This window comes from Telluria antibiotica, from assembly GCF_011682055.1.
GTDB lineage: Bacteria > Pseudomonadota > Gammaproteobacteria > Burkholderiales > Burkholderiaceae_D > Telluria > Telluria antibiotica.
In genome coordinates, this window is the sequence record NZ_JAAQOM010000011.1 from 189,002 (window position 1) to 209,645 (window position 20,644).

Genomic DNA, 20,644 nt, shown 5'->3' on the forward strand with positions numbered 1-20,644 from the left:
TTGGTAAGATTTAGTTCTAACGCGTACTAATTGATCGGAGACCCCATGCAGCGCTACACCCCGACCGCCATCGTGCTTCACTGGCTGATCGCCGTGCTGATCATCGGCGCGTTCACGCTGGGGCTCGTGATGACGGACATGCCCGGCATCTCGCCCACGAAGCTGAAGTATTTTTCGTGGCATAAGTGGGCCGGCGTGACCGTGCTGCTGCTGGCCACGTTGCGCATCCTGTGGCGCCTGAAGAATCGTCCGCCGGCGCTGCCCGACTCGATGCCCGCATGGCAGCGCGGTGCCGCCCACGGCCTGCACCACCTGCTGTACGTGCTGATCTTCGCCGTGCCGCTGTCCGGCTATTTCTACACCCTGGCGGCCGGCTTCCCGGTCGTCTATTTCGGCCTGTTCCAGCTGCCGGTGCTGATTGCCAAGAACCCGGCACTGGCCGAAACGCTGAAGCCCATCCACTACTGGCTGAACATGGTCATGGCCGGCCTCGTCGGCCTGCACGTGGCAGCCGCCCTGAAGCACCAGTTGATCGACCGCGACGGCACGCTCGGACGCATGCTGCCGGGCCGTTCCCTTTGAAGGAGATATCCATGACATTTACCCGTGGCACCCTCGCTGCCGTCCTCGCCGGCGTCACCCTGATCGCCAGCGCCGTGCCGCTGAAGACCGACGCGGCGCACAGCAGCGTCTCGGCCGTGTTCAAGCAGATGAACGTGCCCGTCGAATCGAAGTTCAAGAGCTTCGCCGCGCAGATCGACTACGACGCCGCGCATCCGGACAAGGCGAGCGCGCGCATGGACATCGACACCGCGAGCTTCGACATCGGCGAGGCCGAGTACAACAAGGAAGTGGCGGGCAAGGACTGGTTCAACTCGGCCAAGTTTCCGAAGGCCACCTTCGTGTCGTCCGCCATCAAGCCGGCCGGCGCGGGCAAGCTCTCCGTGTCGGGCAAGCTCACGATCAAGGGCCGTGCCCAGGACGTGACCTTCCCCGTCACCGTCAAGCCGGAAGGCGGCAAACAGGTTTTCGAAGGCCAGCTGCCCATCAAGCGGCTGGCGTTCAACATCGGCGAAGGCGAGTGGAAAGACACGAGCATGGTCGCCGACGAAGTCGTCATCAAGTTCCGCGTTGCCGCGGGACAGTAATCAACAACCCACCGTTCAAGTCAAAGGATCGTCTTACATGAAACTCAAGCATCTCGCCCTGCTCGCCGCCGTCTTCGCTTCCAGCGCCGCCTTCGCGGACGTCTACAAGGTCGATTCCGGCCACACCTTCCCGAGCTTCGAGGCCGACCACTTCGGCGGCCTGTCGAACTGGCGCGGCAAGTTCGACAAGACCGACGGCACCATCGTCCTCGATCGCGCGAACAAGACGGGCACCGTGGACATCAACATCGATGCGACCAGCCTGGACTTCGGCCACACCAAGCTGAACGAGCACGCCAAGGGCCCGGACATGTTCGACGTCACCAAGTACCCGACCGCGAACTACAAGGGCAAGCTCGTGTTCAAGGGCGACGTGCCGACGTCCGTCGACGGCGAGCTCACGCTGCACGGCGTCACCAAGCCGGTCACGCTGCACATCAGCCAGTTCAAGTGCATCCAGCACCCGATGCTGAAGCGCGAAGTGTGCGGCGCCGACGCGTCGGCCACGTTCAACCGTGCCGATTTCGGCGTCGACTACGGCGTCAAGATGGGCTTCAAGCCGGAAGTCAAGCTGGCCATCCAGGTCGAAGCCGTCAAGCAGTAATCCCGACAGCAAACGACAAAGCCCCGCGGCCAGCAACGGCCGCGGGGCTTTGTCTTTTTTTGCGGTGCCGCGAACGATGGTGGTGGGCACGGGGTGCCCACCCTACGGCTCGTGAATGATGCCCCCGGCATCATTCACCCCACCGAACGTTCGCGTACCGTCGATCAACGGCCATCGCGATCCAGGTCACCCGGCATCGCACGCTCCACGCGGTCCCACGCGGCCCGGCTGGCGGACTTGGCCTGCTCCCACGACAGGCGCGACTGGCCCTTCATGCGGTCCCATTCGTCCGCCATGTGCGGCTCGGCCATGTCGTAGCTCGGGAAGCGGCCGGCATTGTTGTAGCCCAGCGCATAGGCCGGCGAATAATCGTCGTACGTGTAGCCCGTGCTGTAGTACGGCTGGGTTTGGTAGTTCGTGCGCCAGTACGCGTCTTCCGCCGTCGGGTTGACGAGGTGGCCCGCGCCCTTGCCGACCATGCCGCCGGCGATGCCGCCGATCGCGGCACCCGCTGCCATGCCCACCGGGCCGCCCACGGCGCCCAGCGCGGCACCTGCCGCTGCGCCACCGCCCGCGCCGACGCCGCCGGCCAGGTTGTGCTCATGCAGCTGGTCGCCCGGTTTCGGGTTCACGACTTCGCCCGCGCCCTTGCCGGCCATGCCGCCCGCGATGCCGCCGATGGCTGCGCCCGCGACGGTGCCGATCGGCCCTGCGGCGCTGCCGACGGCTGCACCGGTCAGTGCTCCCGCGCCGGCACCCGTGCCCTGGGCAAGGTTGTGCTCATGCAGGCGGTCTTCCGAATGCGGATTCGCCACTTCGCCCGCACCGCGGCCCGCTGCGCCGCCAGCCAGGCCGCCGATCGCCGCACCGGCCAGCGCGCCCACGGGTCCTGCCACGGAACCGGCCGCCGCGCCCATCGCTGCGCCCGCGCCTGCGCCGGTGCCTTTGGCCAGATAGTGTTCGCCCAGGTCGTCGCCCGGCTTCGGATTGACGACTTCGCCCACGCCCTTGCCGGCCATGCCGCCCGCGATGCCGCCGATCGCGGCACCGGCCGCCATGCCGATCGGACCGCCGACCGCGCCGAGGGCGGCGCCGGTGGCGGCACCTGCTGCCGCGCCGATGCCGGTGCCGATCACGTGCGAGCCGCCGTTATCGACGAAAGTCTGGTTCAGGTAGGCAACGTCTTCGTCCGAACGCGGCGTCACGCCCATCACGATGCCACCGTTCTTGATGCCTTCCTCGTAGTGCTTGACGCGCTCTTCCGGAATGCCGGCGCCGATCAGTGCACCGATCAGGCCGCCGGTGATGCCGCCGGCGCCCGCACCGGCGAGCGCTGCCGCGAGAGGACCGGCGATGACGAGGCCGGCGCCCGGGATCACGAGCGAGGTGCCGATGGCGGCCACGCCGGCCAGCACGGCACCGATCGTGCCGCCGATGCCGGCGCCGGCAGCGGCGCCCTCTGCGGCCTTGCTGCCCAGCTCAGTCTCGGAGTCGGCGAAGGTCTTGCGGGTGGAGTCCGACATCATGAGGTTGACGTCGTCCTTCGTGTAGCCGCGGGTCGAGATCGCATTGTAGGCGCGCTCCGCGCTGTCACGGTCCGGGAACAGGCCGGTGATCATGCGATTGTCTTTGGTCGTCGTCGTCGTTGTCGTGTCGTAAGTAGCCATGATGGATCCTTTCGGTAATCGATGTGGTCCGGAGTGCCGGGGTCGGGTGATGCAAGGTGATTTACACGATATGCCTGCCCAACAACGACCTTCTGTTCGATGACGCACTCTGGCGGGGAGATTCCGCACCACAAGAGAACACAACGCCGGATTGCGCGTCTAACGTTCGGCAGCGCACCGACCCCGTACCGTGTGCATCACTAGACTTTGCACATGGCCTCGGCATTCAATTGGCCTGGAGTATGTTTTTTCCAACTTGAGGAGGACTCAACATGTTATTCATTATCTGGATCGTCGTTGGTGGTGTGCTCGGCTGGCTCGCCAGCATGGTCATGAAAACGGATGCTGAGCAAGGCATGATTCTCAATGTCGTGGTCGGTATCATCGGAGCCTTCCTGGGTGGCTGGCTGCTGTCTCCGCTATTCGGCAGTGGCACCATCAATTCAGATGACTTCAGTGTCTCGTCGCTGCTCGTGTCGTTCCTGGGCGCCGTCATCCTGCTCGCCATCGTGAATCTGCTGCGTCGCGGCCGCGTCCGCTAAGCAGGTGCAAGCCCCGCTTTGAAAACCAACGTCGGCTGGCGTTGGTTTTTTTACGTCCGGAACCCGAACTCATGCGCATCAAACGTCCCATGGTCGTCCTCATCACCTGTATCGTCACCCTCGTGGCGGGCTTGCTCGTGCTGAATTTTTCGCCCGGCGAAAAAAAGATCGATACGCAGCTGACCCGGCAATACGACACGGACGACCCGCAGTTCCGCCGCTCGCTGGGCGTGCTGCTGGGTCCGCCCATCGTCGAGGGCAACAAGGCCGACGCGCTGCTCAACGGCGACCAGATCTTCCCCGCCATGCTGGACGCGATCCGCTCGGCGCAGAAGTCGGTCAGCTTCGAAACGTATATTTATTGGGAAGGCACGATCGGCCGCGAATTCACGGAAGCGCTGTCGGAACGGGCGCGCGCCGGCGTCAAGGTGCACGTGCTGCTGGACTGGATCGGCAGCATGAAGATCGACGACGCATCGCTCGACGCGATGCGCAAGGCCGGCGTCGAGGTGCACCGCTATCACAAGCCCGTGTGGTGGAAGCTCGCGCGCCTGAACAACCGCACGCACAGGAAGCTCTTGATCGTCGACGGCAAGGTCGGCTTCACGGGTGGCGTGGGCATCGCCGACAAATGGCGCGGCCACGCGCAAGACCCCGACCACTGGCGCGACTCGCATTTTCGCGTGGAAGGCCCCGTCGTCGGCCAGATGCAGGCCGTCTTCAACGACAACTGGACGAAGGCGACGGGCGCCGTGCTCGACGGCCCCGACTACTTCCCCGCGCTCACGGCGAAGGGCGACATGCCCGCGCAGATGTTCGCCAGCTCGCCGACGGGCGGCAGCGAGAGCATGCACCTGATGTACCTGCTCGCCATCACGGCAGCGCGCCGCACGATTCATTTGTCGAACTCGTATTTCGTGCCGGACAAACTGGCCATCAAGGCCCTCATCGCGGCGGCGAAACGGGGTGTGGACGTGCGCATCATCACGCCCGGTCCCGTCATCGATTCCGACGTCGTGCGCGCCGCGTCGCGCGAGCGCTGGGGCGAATTATTGGCTGCGGGGATCAAGATGGCCGAGTACCAGCCGACGATGTACCACGTGAAGGCGCTCATCGTCGATTCGCTGCTCGTCTCCGTCGGCTCCACGAACTTCGACAACCGCTCGTTCATCCTCAACGACGAGGCGAACCTGAACGTGCTCGACGCCGGCTTCGCCAAGCAGCAGGAAGCCGTGTTCGAGGACGACTGGAAGCACGCGCGCCCCATCACCTTGCAGGCATGGGAGAACCGGCCGTTCTCGGAAAAGATCGGCGGCAAGCTGGCCGACCTGATCGGGACCCAGCTTTGATCGCGCAGGACACGCGATGAAACCGCCCGTTCTCTCGCTCGCCATCCTCGCCAGTATCGCCGCGCATGCCGACGAAGGCATGTGGATGCCGCAGCAGCTGCCGCAAGTCGCGAAGCAGCTCAAGGCCGACGGCCTCAAGCTCGATCCGGCGAGCCTCGCGCGGCTGACCGATTTCCCGCTGGGCGCGATCGTGAGCCTCGGGGGCTGCTCGGCGTCGTTCGTGTCGCCGCAAGGCCTCGTGATCACGAACCACCACTGCGTGTACAACAGCGTGGCCGTGAATTCCACGCCGCAGCGCGACCTGCTCGCCGACGGTTTCCTCGCGAAGACGATGGCAGACGAATTGCCGGCCGCGCCGGGCAGCCGCGTGTTCGTCACGGAAGACGTCGCGAACGTCAGCACCCGCGTGATCACGCCGGAAGTCGCCAAGCTGGCGGGCAAGGCGCGCCAGGACGCGATGGAGAATAACCAGAAAATCCTCGTCGCCGAATGCGAGCAGGACCCGGGCCGCCGCTGCACTGTCGCGAGCTTCTACGGTGGCCTCGAGTTCTACCGCATCAAGCAGCTCGAGATCCGCGACGTGCGCCTCGTGCACGCGCCGCCCGTCGGCATCGGCAAGTTCGGCGGCGACACGGACAACTGGATGTGGCCGCGCCACACGGGCGACTACGGCATCTATCGCGCCTACGTCGGCAAGGACGGCAAAGCGGCGGACTACGCGAAGGACAACGTCCCGTATCGGCCGAAGCTGTGGCTGCGCATCGCGAAAGACGGCGTGAAGGAAGGGGATTTCGTCATGGCCCTCGGCTACCCGGGCCGCACGAACCGCCACCGCCTGCCGTCGGAAGTGGCGTTCACGTTCGACTGGAACTACCCCGCGTTCGTGAAGGCATCGGGCGAGACGCTCGCCATCATCGAGCGCGAGACGAAGAACGATCCGGCCACGCACCTGAAGTATGCGGGCCAGATCGCGAGCGTCAACAACTACTACAAGAACCGCAAGGGCATGCTCGCCAGCTACGCGGGCAGCGACATCCTTGCGCGCAAGACGGCCGAGCACGAGGCGCTGAAGGCCTGGGTCGACGCGAACCCGCAGCGCCGCGCGGCATTCGGCGCCGACATCGCGGCGGCCGGAAAACTGATCGCCCGGCGCGACGCGGAGCTGCGGCGCGACTTCTTCCTCGGCTATTCGATGCCGCGCTTCCTGAACTCGGCGCGCACCTTGTACCGCCTTGCGAACGAACGCACGAAGCCGGACATCGAGCGCAAGTCCGGCTACCAGGAACGCGACGTGCCGCGCCTGGCGTCCGTCATCGGCGGCCAGGACCGCACGTACGACGAGAAGGTCGACAAGGCCCTCGTGCTGAACTTCCTGAAGCAATACAACGCGCAGCCCGCCGACCAGCACGACGCCGCGTTCGATGCCGCCCTCGGCATCCGGCCGGGCATGGGCGAAGCCGAGCTGAAAGCGGCCCTCGACCGCATCTACGCGGGTTCGCAGTTGCAGGACAAGGATGTGCGCACGGCGTGGCTGACGAAGACCCCGCAGGACTTCAAGGCCAGCAACGACAGCTTCATCAAGGCCGCCGTCGCGATGTACGACGCCGATATGAAACGCGAGGCGGAAGAGGACGAACTCGCGGGGAACATCCAGAAGGCCTACGCCGGCTATATGAAGGCGAAGATCGCGTACCTGCACAGCCGCGGCCGCGCCGTGTACCCGGATGCGAACAGCACGCTGCGCGTCACGTTCGGCAACGTGAAGGGCCGCGACTACGGCGCCGACGGCACGGGTTCATGGACCGCGTTCACGACCGTGAAAGGCATCGTCGCGAAGCACACGGGCGAAGGCGAGTTCAATGCGCCCGAGCGCCAGCTGGCCGCCATCCGCGCGAAGGACTTCGGCCGCTGGGCCGACCCGGCACTGAAGACCGTCCCTGTCGACTTCCTCGCCACCTTGGACATCACGGGCGGCAATTCCGGCTCCGCCGCGCTGAACGCGCGCGGGGAGCTGGTGGGCCTCGCGTTCGACAACACGCTCGATTCCATCATCTCCGACTGGGACTTCGACCCGCGCGCGACGCGCGACATCCAGGTCGACATCCGCTACATCCTGTGGAACATGGAGAAGGTCGACCATGCGGACAACCTTCTCAAGGAGATGGGCGTGTTGTGATCAGTCGGCGTCGGCTTTCGATCGCTGCAGCGAGTTCTCCAGTTCGGCCATGCCGGCCGGCAGATCGACGGTCGCACCCAGGTCGCGCATCGTGCTGCCCAGCGCGTGCACCGTGCGGAACAGGTGATGCGCGCGGCACTGTTCGCCCATCTGTCCGATGCGGACGATCGGCAGGCCGAACGAACCGGAGATCTCGACCTGGTAGCGGCTGGAGATCGTGGAGCACACGGCCTGGCTGGTGACGCCTTCCGGCAGGGTGATGCCGACGACGGAATTGAGCCGCGATGCCGCGGGCGCGAACAGCGACAGGCCCATCGCCTCGATGCTGTCCTGCAGCGCCGTCGAGCAGCGCAGGTGGCGCGCGAAGCGGACCGGCAGCGTTTCCTCGCACACGAGGCGCAACGCCTCGTGCAGTGCCAGCACGCCCGACACGGGCGCCGTGTAGTGGTACGACGCCTTGTGCCAGAAATTCTCGGCCAGCAGCGCGTCCAGGCACCAGTGCGTATTGGGCGTCGGCCGTTCGCGGATGCGGCTCCACGCGGCATCGGAGAACGCGAGCAGCGAGACGCCGGGAATCGACGACAGCCCTTTCTGGCCGCCCGTGATCACGGCATCGACCTGCCAGTCATCCATCTCGAACGGGGTCGTGCTCAGAGTGCACACGGCATCGACGATGATGAGACACCCCCGCGCTTTCGCCAGCCGCGCGATGTTCTTCACGTCGGCGTTGAACGTCGTGTTCGACGTTTCGCCCTGGACGAGCGTCAGGCAGTGCGGCCGGTGCTGGTCGAGCAGCTGCTCCAGCCGTTCCAGCGACATCGAGTGCGGGAAGATCTCGTTCATCTCGACGACGTCCGCGCCGGCGCGGCGGCTCATTTCCGCCATCCTGCCGCTGAAGAATCCATTGCAGATCGAGAGCACGCGCGTGCCCGGCCAGACGAGATTGCAGATCGCCATTTCCATCGCGGCCGAGCCGGGACCGGCCACGCCCAGCACCCAGTTCGAGCGGGTCTGGAAGACGTAGCGCGCCATGTCCTTCACTTGGCCGATGATCTTCGCCATCGTCTCGCCGAGGTGGTTGATGACGACCGAATTCGCGCGCGCGACCGCGCTGGGGATCGGCACGGGGCCGGCGCCCATCATGAGCAGGGGATCGTCCGGCAGGATGGTGTTCAGGTGCTCCACCTGCGGCGGGAGGATGTCGTTGCGGGTCGGCTCGGGCTGTGTATGCATGGGGTCTCGTCGATTTGTTGGCAGTCGGACAAGTGTATCAAGTATTTCACCCGCGCCATCTGCAGCTCATCCCGCCCAATGCGCAATTCACCCCATCGCACCTGTGCCACACGCGGCCATCCCTCTACACTGCCCGCACATCGAGAACAAGGAGGCTGCAATGAAACGAATCTGGATCGGGTGCTGGGCCCTGCTCGGCATCGCGTGCGCGGCCAGGAGCGCGACAACCCGATGGTCCTGTTCGTGCACGGCGGGCCCGCAGCGCCCGTCACGCCCACGTTGTGGCAGTTCGAGCGTCCGCTCGAGGAATACTTCACCATCGCGAACTGGGACCAGCGCGGCGCGGGCAGGACGTATGGCGAGATGGCGCCGGAGAAGGTCGCGGACACGATCCACATCGACCGCTACGTCGACGACGCGATCGAGGTGGCCGAGCACCTGCGCCAGCGCTACGGCAAGAAGAAGCTGATCCTGATGGGCCACAGCTGGGGCACCATCGTGTCGATGAAGGCGGCGCTGAAGCGGCCGGATTTATTCTATGCCTACGTCGGCATCGGCCAGGTGATCAGCACGCGCGAGAACGAGCGCATCAGCTTCGAGTACGCGCTGGAGCAGGCGAAGCTGCACAAGAACGAGGAAGCGCTGCACGACCTGGAGTCGATCGCGCCCTACCCCGGCAACCTGCCGATCACGCGCGAGCGCATCATCGTGGCACGCAAGTGGCCGCAGTACTACGGCGGCCTGAGTGCGTGGCGCAGCGAATCGGACTATTACTTCGACGGCCCGCGCCTGTCGCCGGACTACGATGCGAAGCAGGCGCAGGCCATCGACCAGGGCAACCTGCTGACGCTGGGCCGCATCCTGCCGGAATTCGTGCAGGTGGATTTGTCGAACGTGCAGCGCTTCCCGATCCCCGTCGTGATGTTCCTGGGCCGGCACGACTACACGACGCCGACGGCACCCACCGAGGCATGGCTCGCGCAGGTGCAGGCGCCATCGAAGCGGGCCGTGTGGTTCGAGCGTTCGGCGCACATGGTGCCGTGGGAAGAGCCGGGCAAGACGCTCGTCAGCCTGTTGACCTACGTGCGGCCGCTGGCGCAATGACGATCGCGGTCGGTGGGCACGGGGTGCCCACCCTACGGCGCTGACGCATGTTCGACCATTCGCCCGGTAGCGCGTAGGGTGGATTCCCCGAGCCCACGCGGACATTTGCGGTGTGTTTGCGTGACGCGTGGGCACACGGTGCCCACCATGGCGCAGACGCGGCGCATCAGTGCGTCAACTCCGCCTGCACCGCCTCGACCTTGTTCAGGCGGCTGTTGCGGATACCGTAGCCGAAATAGGTCAGCACGGCCACCGTCATCCAGATGGTGAAGACGGTGTACGTGGTGCTGGACAGCCCGCACACGAGGTACAGGCAGGCGACGATCGACAGGCAAGGCACGAGGTAAGGCCCGAACGGCACGCGGAACCCCTTGCGCCCCGTATCGCCCTGCTTGCGACGGATGACGGGCACGGCGATCGACACGACGATGAACGCGACCAGCGTGCCCATGCTCACCATGTCCCACAGGAAGGTCGAGTCGACGAGGCCCGCGACGGTGCCGACGGCGATGCTGACGATCAGCGTGTTCGTCACCGGCGATTGCGTGCGCGGATTCACGGTGCGGAAGGCTTGCGGCACGAGGCCGTCCTTGGCGATCGCGTACAGGATGCGCGTCTGGCCGTAGATCGTCACGAGGGTCACGGAAAACACGGAGATGACGGCGCCCGCCGACAGCACGAGCGCCGGCCAGGCCTTGCCCGTCACGTTCTGCAGGATCACGGCGAGGCCAGCTTCCTGGCCGGCGAACTGCGTGGCCGGCTGGGCGCCGAGTGCGGCGATCGCGACCAGCATGTAGAACACGGTGACGATGCACAGGGCGGCCAGGATGCCGATCGGGACGTCGCGCGTGGGATTCTTGACTTCTTCGCCGGCCGTCGCGATGGTGTCGATGCCGATGAACGAGAAGAACACGGTGCCGGCGGCCGCCGTCACGCCGGCGAGCCCGCCGATACCGTGGCCGTTGGCCGGCCAGACGAACGGGTGGAAGTTGCGGATGTCGAAGCCGGACAGCGCGATCACGGAAAAGAACACGAGGATCGCCAGCTTGATCACCACCATGACGGCGTTCGTCGTCGCCGATTCCTTCGTGCCGCGGATGAGCAGCACGCAGCACAGCACGACGAGCAGGATCGGCGGCAGGTTGATATGGCCGGCGTGGAATTCGACGCCGCCCGTCTTGCCCGCCACGACCATGGGCGAGCGCAGCGCGTCCGGGATCTGCCACCCGAGCGCGTTCTGCAGGAAGTTGTTCAAATAGTCCGACCAGCCGATGGCCGTCGCGCTGGCCGCGAGGCCGTATTCCAGCAGCAGGCACGCGGCGACGACGAAGGCGCCGAACTCGCCGACGGTGGCGTAGGCAAACGAATACGAGGAGCCGGACGCGGGCACGCGGTCGGCCAGCTCGGCGTAGCACAGCGCGGTGAGACCCGCCGTGAGGGCGGCCATCAGGAACGACAGCACGACGGCCGGACCGGCCTTCGGCACGGCTTCCACCATCGTGAAGAAGATGCCGGTGCCGATCGTGGCGCCGACGCCGATCATGGTCAGGGGAAATAAGCCCAGCGTGCGGCCCAGGGCGTGGGCATGGCCGTCTTCGAGTTTGTGCTCGGACGTCTTGGTGCGAATGAGCTTTTGGCCCAGGGTCTGGTTCACGGCGTCTTCCTCTTGGCGCGCGCGGGTAGCGCGCTGTTATCTATCCAAAGTCCGCGATTATAGGTCCACTTTCCGTGCTGCTATCAATGCGGAAAAAAAATACTTCATATAAATATGCATTTTTAATGCATGTTTATGTAGAATACGTCCAAGCGGGTAGAATACACTTGTACCCACTGAGCTTACCCAATGCGACTCACCCGATTCTCCGATATTGGCCTGCGCGTCCTGATCTACCTGGAGCGTGCGGGAGAACGTCCGCATCCGGTGACAGTGGCCGAGATCGGCAAGCAGTTCGACATTCCGCTGAACCACCTCGTGAAAGTGGTCGGGCAGCTGGCCAAGCTGGGGTGGGTCCAGGCGACGCGTGGACGCAACGGTGGCCTGCGTCTCGCGGCCGATCCGGCGACCCTGACCATCGGCCAGGTGTTGCGCAAGCTGGAAGGCGAGGACAATGAACTGGTCGATTGCGACGGCACCGACTGCGCGCTGAAGCTCGATTGCCAGCTGCGCGGCATGCTCCGCACCGGCATGCGTGCGTTCTACGACGCGATGGACGGCTACACGCTGGCCCAAGCCACGGCCGGCAATACCGGCGAGCAGGTCATGCGCATGCACCGCATGTTCTGGGATGGCGGCGTGGCGAAAGGCAGTCTGCCGGCGCCTGAGCCGGTGAGTGAGGATTAACTTAGTATTGATGGCAACGCCCGCCAAGCGGGCATTTTTTTGAATCTTAAATCTGCATTTAAAATGCATAATTAAAGGAATCACCATGATTTCGAAAGCTTCCCGTCCCTACATCGATGCCAGCGTCCCCGTCCTGCGCCAGCACGGCCTGACGATCACCAGGCTGTTCTACACGAACATGCTGGGTGCGCATCCTGAACTGACCCGGATCTTCAATATGGGGAACCAGGCCAGCGGGGCGCAGCAGCAATCGCTGGCGTCGGCCGTGTTTGCGTATGCGGCCAACATCGGCAATCCGGGCGCGCTGGGCCCGGTCGTCGAACGGATCGTGCACAAACACGTGTCGGTCGGTATCCGCGCCGAGCACTACCCCATCGTCGGCAAGCACCTGCTGGACTCGATCGCCGCCACCTTGGGCGACGCCGCCACGCCGCCGCTGCTGGACGCCTGGAAGGAAGCCTACAACTCGCTCGCCAAGCTGCTGATTGCGGCGGAAGCCAAGTTGTACAACACGGCCGGCGTCGAGCCGGGCGAGACCCGCCCGATGCGCGTGACGGGCGTGAAGACCGAGAGCGTGAACGTATTGTCGATCCGCTTCGTGCCAGCGGACGGCAAGCCGGTCCCCGCGTTCAAGCCGGGCCAGTACGTGAGCGTCGCCGTCGACCTGCCGGGCGGCCGTCACCAGTTGCGCCAGTACAGCCTGTCGGACGCGCCGGACGGCGAGAGCCTGCGCATCTCCGTCAAGCGCGAAGACAGCGTCGACGACATGCCGGCCGGCGAAGTGTCGAACTGGCTGCACGCCAACGTGAAGGTCGGCGCCACCTTGCAGGTGTCGCATCCGTTCGGCGAATTCACCCCGGAGACTGAAGGCGACAAACCGATCGTGCTGCTGTCGGCAGGCGTCGGCGTCACGCCGATGGTCGCGAGCCTGAAGCGCGTGGCGCAGGTGAATCCGCAGCGCCACGTGATCTTCGCGCACGCCGCCCGCGACGCGGGCCACCACGCGCTGCGCGCCGAAGTCGAGGGGTTGAAGGCGACCATGCCGAACCTGTCGGTCGTCACCTTCCACGAGGATGCGCAGGGCGCGGCGGGCGTCATCGAAGGCCGCATGGACGTGGCGAAGCTGCCGGCATGGCCGCGCGAGGAAGCGGACGTGTACCTGTGCGGCCCGCACAAGTTCATGCAGGCGCAGTGGCTCGGCCTGCTGAACGCGGGCGTGCCGGCGGCCCGCCTGCACCGCGAGGTGTTCGGGCCGGAGCTGCTCGATCACCTGCTCTGATCGGGCGCGGCAAAAAAACGCTCGCGTCGGGTACGCATTGGTGGGCACGTTTCATTTGAGGCCGCCGGCCTCAAATGAAACGTGCCCACCAAAACGTTGCGTCACCCGTATCAGCGCTGGCCCAACCGCGTATCGCCGAAAAGGTGTTTTAGCTCATGCGGCTGCGAGCGCCAGTACTGGGGCGGCGCGCTGACCGATGCCCCCAGCTCCGCCGCCGCGTGCCACGGCCAGCGCGGGTCGTACAGCATGGCGCGCGCCAGCGCCACCATGTCGGCCTGGCCCGTCTGCACAATGGTCTCGGCCTGCTTCGCCTCCGTGATCAAACCGACGCCGATCGTGGGCATCGCCGTTTCCGCCTTGATGCGCGCGGCGAACTCGATCTGGTAGCCCGGCCCGACGGGTATCTTCTGCTGCGGCGACACGCCGCCACTCGACACGTGGATGAACTGGCAGCCGAGCTTCTCCAGCTCGCGCGCCAACACGATGCTCTGCGCCAGGTCCCAGCCGCCGTCGACCCAGTCGCTGGCGGAGATGCGCATGCCCACCACCATCTCCGCCGACACGGCCGCACGCACCGCGGCGAACACTTCCAGCGGAAAACGCATGCGGTTCTCCAGCGAGCCGCCGTAAACATCGTCGCGCCGGTTCGACAGCGGCGACAGGAACTGGTGCAGCAGATAGCCATGGGCGCCGTGGAGTTCGATGGCGTCCAGGCCCAGCGCATCGGCACGCCGCGCGGCAGCAATAAAGCCCTCCTTCACGCGCGCGAGCCCGTCGGCATCGAGCGCCTGGGGCACCGCATCGCCGTCGGCGTGCGGGAGCGCGGACGGCGCGACGGTCTGCCAGCCATGCACGTGATCGGGCGGGATGCTCGCCCCGCCCAGCCACGGCACTTCGCTCGACGCCTTGCGGCCCGCGTGCGCGAGCTGGATGGCGATCTTGATCGGAGAATGCTTGCGCATCGCGTTGACGACGGGTTCCAGCGCGGCCGCGTGCTCGTCGGACCACAGGCCAAGGTCGGCGTAGGTGATGCGGCCCTCCTCCGTCACGGCGGTCGCCTCGATGATCAGGAGACCGGCGCCGGACAGCGCGAGGTGGCCGAGGTGGATCATGTGCCAGTCGGTCGCGAAGCCCTGCTCGGCGGAGTATTGACACATCGGCGCGATGGCGATGCGGTTGGCCAGCGCGAGCGGGCCGAGCTCGATCGGTGAAAACAGCTTGCTCATGGGTGACTGCGCTCCCTTAACGTAGGGTGGGGTGATTGATGCCAGGGGCATCAACCACGTGCCCACCAAATGCATGCGTAAAGGGACAGTCTAACGCGCGCCGTGGAAGCGCGTCGTTCATGACAAGGAAAACGGGGTAGTACGCGACGGTTACGGTGGGCACGGGGTGCCCACGCGTTCAACCGGCACGGACGACCATGATCCCGGCCCGCAGCCCGACCCGAACATCCGGATTCGGAAACACGACACACTCCTCGTCGTGCTGAACGGTATAAACGGTTTCGCCGTCGCGCGCGATCACGTCGCCCTTTTTCAACGGCGTGAAATTCTCCGTATCGCGCCCGAAGCTCATGGTGAACGCATCGGACAGCTTGGTGATCGACTGCGCCGTATTGAACACGATGGGCGCTGTCCCACCCGCCCGCGCGTGCCCGCGCAGCAGGCCAGCCAGCGCATCGGCCATCGCCGCGAACTGCGACAGGTCGTTCCGGCCCAGCGTCCCGATGCGCCCCAGCTCCACGGTGGTGCCCGCAGTGCCGTGGCGCTCGGCCGTCCAATAACTGTACGTGCCCGCGGATGCCGGGTTCATGATGACGGCGTCGATGCCACCGAGGCCCAGCCACGCGATCAGTTCGCGGCGGGACGCATCGGCAATCAGCTCCGGCACGATGGCGAAGCGCGGATAGCGCGAGGCGCGGATCGCCGTGTGCAGGTCGAGGTGCCAGCGGCGCGGCCCCGTGCCGTCGAAGAACGCCGCGGTGGCCGCGATCAGCGCGTCCGCACGGCCGGCTTCGAACGTGCCCGCCAGGTCGCCCCGCCGGTCGCGGAACATGCGGTTCAGGTCCGCGTCGATGAAGCGCTTGCCGGCCGCGATGGCGTCGATGTTCCCGACGCAGAGCATCAGGTCCACCGCCAGTTCATGCGGTGCCCGCGACAACGCGTCGATGGCATAGGCCACCATCTCGATCGGCCCCGTCTCGTCGCCATGCACGCCCACGGACAGCAGCACGGCGGGACGGTCCGGCGACGGCGTTGCCGCCTTCACCGTCAGCACACCCTTCGCAGGCTCGCCGACCGTGAAGCCGGCGCCCGCGAACCGGGCGGCCACCTCGCCGAAGTCGCCTTCGGCCAGCGCCCGGATTTCCTTCGGCAAGGTGGCCGTCATCGCTTACGCCAACGTCGCGACCGAGGCCGCGGCATTGCCCGCTGCGATGCGGTCCGGGCTCGAACCTTCCGACAGCGACCACACGGCCAGCATCGCCTGCTCCAGGTCCGTCGGCTGGGCATGGCCGCCCGACAGGCCCATCGCCGCCGTCAGTTCGCGCACGGCCGCCTGCATGTCGCCGGTGGCGCGGCTCGCTTCCAGCACTTCCAGCAGCAGGCGTTGCTGCGTGCGGCGCAGCGCTTGCAGCGCGTAGTTGCGCAGTTGTTCCTGCGACTTGCTGATGGCCGGCAGCTTGAGGCCGCGCTCCAGCGTATCGATACCGGCCCGCGCGCGCAGCAGCATGCCGACCTGCAGGAACTCGGCCAGCGACATGCCTTGCGGACGCTGCACCGACACGGCCGCGAACAGGAAAGCGGCCAGCGATTCGACGGTGTCGACCGCTTTCCACGCCTGCACGAACGACGGCGACAGGCCGCCATGGCTGTCCGCGTCAAGCTTGGCCGGCATCAGCTGGCGCAGTTGTTCCGGCTGGGCGAACAGGTTCGACAGCTCTTCCATGCCGCCGGCACCGGCCTGCTCCGCCGGCAGCGACAGCACGCCTTCGATCACGGTGCGCAGCATCACGCGGGTGCGGGCGTCGACCGTCTGCGACACGTCGCGCGGCACGGCCAGCGCATCATGGTCCAGCGCCTCGAACACGGGCGCCAGGTGCAGCGCGGCCCAGGCCTGGCCCCACGCTTTCACGACCTCGACGTCGTCGATGCGGTGTTCCAGCGCCAGGTCGCGCAGCATCAGCGGGCCGCAGCGGTTGACGGATTCGTTCGCCAGCACGGTCGCGAGGATCGCGTTGGACAGCGGGTGCGCCAGTGGATCGCGCGTGGCGACCAGCTGCGCCGGGAAGTACGGGCGCAGGATGGTCTCGGCCCACGGCTGGCTGGTCAGCGGCAGCGCGGCCAGCAGGCGCTTGAAGCGGTTCTTCACGTTGGCGACGACGACCGCGAGTTCCGGCGTCGTGAGGCCCAGGCCCAGTGCCTTGCGGCGCTGCAGTTCCGTCTCGCTCGGCAGCTGTTCCAGCTCGCGCGACACGGCGCCTTCCGCCTCCAGGCTCGCGATCAGCGCCGCATAGCCGTCGACGACGGCGCTGTTGCTTTGCGCCTGCGCCTCGCGCACCAGCAGGTGCGTCTGCAGCGTGTTGTCGCGCAGGACCAGCTTCTCGATATCGCCCGTCATTTCCGTCAGCAGGCGGTTACGCTCGCCCTCGTCCAGCTGGCCCGCGTTGACTTCCGTGTCGAGCCAGATCTTGACGTTCACTTCGTGGTCGGAGCAGTCCACGCCGGCCGAGTTGTCGATCGCATCCGTGAAGATGCGGCCGCCGGCCAGCGCGAATTCGATGCGGCCGGCCTGCGTCGCACCGAGGTTGCCGCCTTCCGCCACGACCTTCACGCGCAGCTCGTTGCCGTTGACGCGGATGTTGTCGTTGGCGCGGTCCTTCACCTGGGCGTGCGATTCGCTCGACGCCTTGATGTAGGTACCGATGCCGCCGTTGTAGAACAGGTCGACGGGCGCCAGCAGGATGCGGTGCATCAGTTCTTCAGGGCTCAAGCTCGTCTCTTCGATGGCCAGCGCTTCGCGCACTTGCGGCGACAGCTCGATGTGGCGGGAGGTGCGCGGGAACACGCCGCCGCCTTCCGAGATCAGTTCCTTGTTGTAGTCCTCCCACGAGGAACGCGGCAGCGCGAACATGCGCTTGCGCTCGTTGAACGACACGACGACGTCCGGATTCGGGTCGAGGAAGATGTGGCGGTGGTCGAACGCGGCCAGCACTTTCAGCTGGCGCGACAGCAGCACGCCGTTGCCGAACACGTCGCCCGACATGTCGCCCACGCCGACCATCGTCACCGGAGTCGTGTTCATGTCGTGGCCCATCTCGTAGAAGTGGCGCTTGACGGCTTCGAACGCGCCCTTCGCCGTGATGCCCATCTTCTTGTGGTCGTAGCCGTTCGAGCCGCCCGATGCGAACGCGTCGCCCAGCCAGAAGCCGCGCGACACGGCGATGCTGTTGGCGATGTCGGAGAACGTCGCGGTACCCTTGTCGGCAGCGACGACGAGGTACGGGTCGTCCTGGTCGTAACGCACGGTGTCCGTCGGCGGCACGATCTCGCCGCGCACGCGGTTGTCCGTCACCTCGAGCAGGCTCGCGATGAACAGGCGGTAGACGGCTTCGCCTTCGGCCGCCACGACGTCACGCGCCGCATCCTTCGGCATCTGCTTGCAGACGAAGCCGCCCTTCGAGCCGGCCGGCACGATGACGGCGTTCTTGACCATCTGCGCCTTCACGAGGCCCAGCACTTCGGTGCGGTAGTCTTCCATGCGGTCGGACCAGCGCAGGCCGCCGCGCGCGACGGGGCCGCCGCGCAAGTGCACGCCTTCGAAGCGGCGCGAGAACACGTAGATCTCGCGGAACGGACGCGGTTCCGGCACCAGCGCCAGGTGGCTCGTGTCGAGCTTGAAGATGATCTTCTCGCCGTCGTTTTGATAATAGTTGGTGCGCACGGTCGCCATCACGAGGTCGACCAGCGCGGCCATGATTTCCTCGGTGTCGGCGTGGTTGACCTTCGCGAGGCTTGCCTTCAAGGTGGCCAGCTTGGCGTCGCCCGATGCGCGTTCCTCATCCGACAGCTTGGGATCGAAGCGCAAGGTGAACCCTTCGACGAGTTCCTTGACGAGGGCCGCGCGCGGACGCAGCGTCTCCGCCATGTAGCGGGTCGAGAACTTGCTGCCGGCCTGGCGCCAGTAGCTGATGTAGGCGCGCACGAGCTGCACTTCGCGCATCGACAGGCCGCCTTCGATCGTGAGGCCGTTCAGGCGGCCGTCTTCCGCTTCGCCGTTGAACAGCGCGGCGAACAATTCGCCCGCCACGTCCGCGACGCCCGGCCTGGCCAGCTTGGCGGCGGAATCCGCGTCGACGATCAGGCTCGTGATGTAGCGGCGGGTGCCGTCGGCCGTGTCGATCCAGAAGCTCTGTTCGCGGTCGATGGCGACGCCGGCGTTCTGCAGCGCGGGCAGGATGCGCGACAGCGACGGCATCGTGTTCGCCGAGTACAGGCGCAGCGACGTGACCCCGGCTTCATCCGTTTCGATGCGCACGGACACGTGGCCCTGCTGGCCGTTCGCGATGAGCGCCGTCACGTCGCGGAAGGCGATTTCCGGCGCCGTCGCGGCCACGTAGTTCACCGGCAGCGTGGGCAGGAGCTTGCGCAGCGCGTTGCGGGTCGGGACGTCTTCCACGGTGTCGGTCAGTGCCGTGTAGCGGTCGTGCCAGCCGTCCAGCACGGACAGCAGCGGTTTCTGGATGTCCGTTTCGAGGTCGAGCGGATAGCGCGCGGCCTGGGCGATCAGGTACACGCGAGCCAGCGGACCGTCGGCGACGAGCGTCTGCGTGCGCACGTCGACGGCGCCCGAGCTGTCCTTCAGCGCCTGCGCCAGCGCGGCGACGACTGCGGCGCTGTAGCGCTCGCGCGGCAGGTAGACGAGGACGTTCAGGTGGCGGTGGTACACGTCGCGGCGGGCGAAGACTTTCGCGCGCGGCTGCTTGTACAGCGAGACGACGGAGCTGCACACCTGGGCGAGCCATTCCGGATCGGCTTCCAGCGCCTCGGTGCGCGGCAGCGATTCCAGGATCTCGAGGAATTTCTCGGCGCGGAAACCTTCCTGGCGCACGCCGGCGATCGACAGCACCTTCGCCACGCGGCCGCGCGCGAACGGCAGGCGCGCCAGCGGCGTCGACGTGGCGGCGCGGGTGAACAGGCCGACGAAGCAGTGCTCGCCTATCGTGTTGCCCTGCGTGTCGGTGTCGCGCACGCCGATGAAGTCCAGCGGCTGGTCGCGGTGCAGGGTGCCGGCCACGTCGGCCTTCACGATCGACAAGGTCTCGTCGCGCTTGGACAGGATCTCGAAGTCGCCCGGGATGTTCTGCAGGCAGGTGCCGTACACGGGGTGCGCGGTGTCCTGCAGGACGCCGATGCGGCTCGGGATGTCGCGTTCGAGTTCGCGCACGCCCGGCTTCACGAAATAGTAGGCGTAGCCGAACGGCTCGAAGCCTTCGTTCTTGGCCCAGTCGAGGAATGCCGCGACTTCCTGGCCGGACGGCGTGCCCTGGGCTGCCGCGGCGGCAGCAACAGCCGTCATGCGGTCGGCCATCGCGACGGCGTCGCGGTGCACGGTGGCGGCGTCGCGCGCGACCATCTGGATGCGGGCGATGAGTTCGGAGAGTTCGTCCTGCGGCAGGTCTTCCGCCAGCAGGCACAGGACGTACGATTCCAGCGGCGCGCCGGTCTCGCCGACGGCGACCACGCGGCCGGCTTCGTCGCGGCGCACGGGCAGCACGGCGTTCATGACGCCCGACGCGACGACGCGCTGGCGGCGCAGCGCCATCACGAACGAGTCGACGAGGTAGGGCATGTCCTCGTTCAGGATCAGCAAGGCGGTCGACATGCCGCTGCGCCCGTCCGTAGCGCGCATCTGCGCGATCTGGCAGCCGTCCGTCGTGCGCTGCGCCACCTGGGCGAACGCGTCCCACAGGATGGCGGCGAGGTTGCGCGGATCGATGCCGGCGAGGTCGTCCTCGTCCAGGGCGCCGATCCAGGCGCCGATCAGCGCGCCCACTTGTTCGGGGGCGTTGGCCGGCTTGTTCTCGTTGACGAGCGCCAGGGTCTGGGTGCGCAGGTCATGAGGCATGTCTTTGTTCATTTGCTTCTCCAAGCTGATAGTTGCGCCGGGTTCGTCACGGCTTGTGGCCACATGTTCCCGG

15 protein-coding genes are annotated in these 20,644 nt (G+C 66.4%); 9 read left to right on the forward strand and 6 right to left on the reverse strand.

The window, feature by feature from the left end; genetic code table 11:
• The first annotated feature begins 45 nt into the window (after nt 1–45).
• Genes HAV22_RS18835 through HAV22_RS18845 form a run of 3 tightly spaced genes read left to right on the forward strand, consistent with a single transcriptional unit; the run spans nt 46 to nt 1,752 of the window.
• Entirely contained in the window at nt 46–582 is a 537-nt protein-coding gene (locus tag HAV22_RS18835; protein WP_166861177.1) for a cytochrome b, read from the forward strand.
• A gap of 11 nt (nt 583–593) precedes the next feature.
• Nucleotides 594–1,148, forward strand: a complete 555-nt coding sequence (locus tag HAV22_RS18840; RefSeq protein ID WP_166861178.1) for a YceI family protein — start codon at nt 594–596, stop codon at nt 1,146–1,148.
• A gap of 37 nt (nt 1,149–1,185) precedes the next feature.
• Nucleotides 1,186–1,752, forward strand: a complete 567-nt coding sequence (locus HAV22_RS18845) for a YceI family protein (RefSeq protein WP_166861179.1) — start codon at nt 1,186–1,188, stop codon at nt 1,750–1,752.
• Between the two features lie 164 nt (nt 1,753–1,916).
• Here HAV22_RS18845 and HAV22_RS31270 read toward each other — a convergent pair whose 3' ends face one another.
• The gene (locus HAV22_RS31270) at nt 1,917–3,419 is read right to left on the reverse strand and encodes a hypothetical protein (protein ID WP_229421312.1); all 1,503 of its coding nucleotides are present in this window, start codon (nt 3,417–3,419) and stop codon (nt 1,917–1,919) included.
• Nucleotides 3,420–3,691: 272 nt separating this feature from the next.
• On the opposite strand from HAV22_RS31270, the gene HAV22_RS18860 reads away from it, so the two are divergent.
• The 3 genes from HAV22_RS18860 (at nt 3,692) to HAV22_RS18870 (ending at nt 7,486) form a co-directional block, all read left to right on the forward strand.
• Nucleotides 3,692–3,961 carry a GlsB/YeaQ/YmgE family stress response membrane protein gene (locus HAV22_RS18860; protein ID WP_105379201.1) on the forward strand — a complete coding sequence of 90 codons (270 nt, stop codon included), beginning with the start codon at nt 3,692–3,694 and terminating at the stop codon, nt 3,959–3,961.
• 71 nt (nt 3,962–4,032) lie between these two features.
• Complete coding sequence (gene cls, locus HAV22_RS18865) at nt 4,033–5,310, forward strand: cardiolipin synthase (protein ID WP_229421313.1); 1,278 nt, start codon at nt 4,033–4,035, stop codon at nt 5,308–5,310.
• A 16-nt stretch (nt 5,311–5,326) separates the two neighbouring features.
• Complete coding sequence (locus HAV22_RS18870; RefSeq protein WP_166861181.1) at nt 5,327–7,486, forward strand: S46 family peptidase; 2,160 nt, start codon at nt 5,327–5,329, stop codon at nt 7,484–7,486.
• Here HAV22_RS18870 and HAV22_RS18875 read toward each other — a convergent pair whose 3' ends face one another.
• Nucleotides 7,487–8,719 (reverse strand): pyridoxal-phosphate-dependent aminotransferase family protein, encoded by a 1,233-nt coding sequence (locus HAV22_RS18875; RefSeq protein WP_166861182.1) that lies wholly within the window; start codon nt 8,717–8,719, stop codon nt 7,487–7,489.
• 180 nt (nt 8,720–8,899) lie between these two features.
• On the opposite strand from HAV22_RS18875, the gene HAV22_RS18880 reads away from it, so the two are divergent.
• Nucleotides 8,900–9,823 carry an alpha/beta fold hydrolase gene (locus HAV22_RS18880; RefSeq protein WP_371869684.1) on the forward strand — a complete coding sequence of 308 codons (924 nt, stop codon included), beginning with the start codon at nt 8,900–8,902 and terminating at the stop codon, nt 9,821–9,823.
• Nucleotides 9,824–9,989: 166 nt separating this feature from the next.
• Here HAV22_RS18880 and HAV22_RS18885 read toward each other — a convergent pair whose 3' ends face one another.
• Nucleotides 9,990–11,477, reverse strand: a complete 1,488-nt coding sequence (locus HAV22_RS18885; RefSeq protein WP_166861185.1) for an APC family permease — start codon at nt 11,475–11,477, stop codon at nt 9,990–9,992.
• Nucleotides 11,478–11,666: 189 nt separating this feature from the next.
• Here HAV22_RS18885 and HAV22_RS18890 point away from each other — a divergent pair, with 189 nt between their 5' ends.
• Together HAV22_RS18890 and HAV22_RS18895 are read left to right on the forward strand one after the other, a co-directional pair.
• A complete protein-coding gene (locus HAV22_RS18890; RefSeq protein WP_166861186.1) occupies nt 11,667–12,164 on the forward strand; it encodes an RrF2 family transcriptional regulator in 498 nt (165 codons plus the stop codon).
• An 85-nt stretch (nt 12,165–12,249) separates the two neighbouring features.
• A complete protein-coding gene (locus HAV22_RS18895) occupies nt 12,250–13,443 on the forward strand; it encodes a globin domain-containing protein (protein WP_166861187.1) in 1,194 nt (397 codons plus the stop codon).
• Between the two features lie 110 nt (nt 13,444–13,553).
• Here the strand turns inward: HAV22_RS18895 and HAV22_RS18900 are convergent, their stop codons facing one another.
• The 3 genes from HAV22_RS18900 to HAV22_RS18910 form a co-directional block, all read right to left on the reverse strand.
• The gene (locus HAV22_RS18900) at nt 13,554–14,669 is read right to left on the reverse strand and encodes an NADH:flavin oxidoreductase/NADH oxidase (protein ID WP_166861188.1); all 1,116 of its coding nucleotides are present in this window, start codon (nt 14,667–14,669) and stop codon (nt 13,554–13,556) included.
• A gap of 178 nt (nt 14,670–14,847) precedes the next feature.
• Entirely contained in the window at nt 14,848–15,834 is a 987-nt protein-coding gene (locus tag HAV22_RS18905; RefSeq protein WP_166861190.1) for a succinylglutamate desuccinylase, read from the reverse strand.
• A 3-nt stretch (nt 15,835–15,837) separates the two neighbouring features.
• Nucleotides 15,838–20,583: an NAD-glutamate dehydrogenase domain-containing protein gene (locus HAV22_RS18910; RefSeq protein WP_166861191.1), complete on the reverse strand. Its 4,746-nt coding sequence runs from the start codon at nt 20,581–20,583 to the stop codon at nt 15,838–15,840.
• Nucleotides 20,584–20,644: the final 61 nt, after the last annotated feature.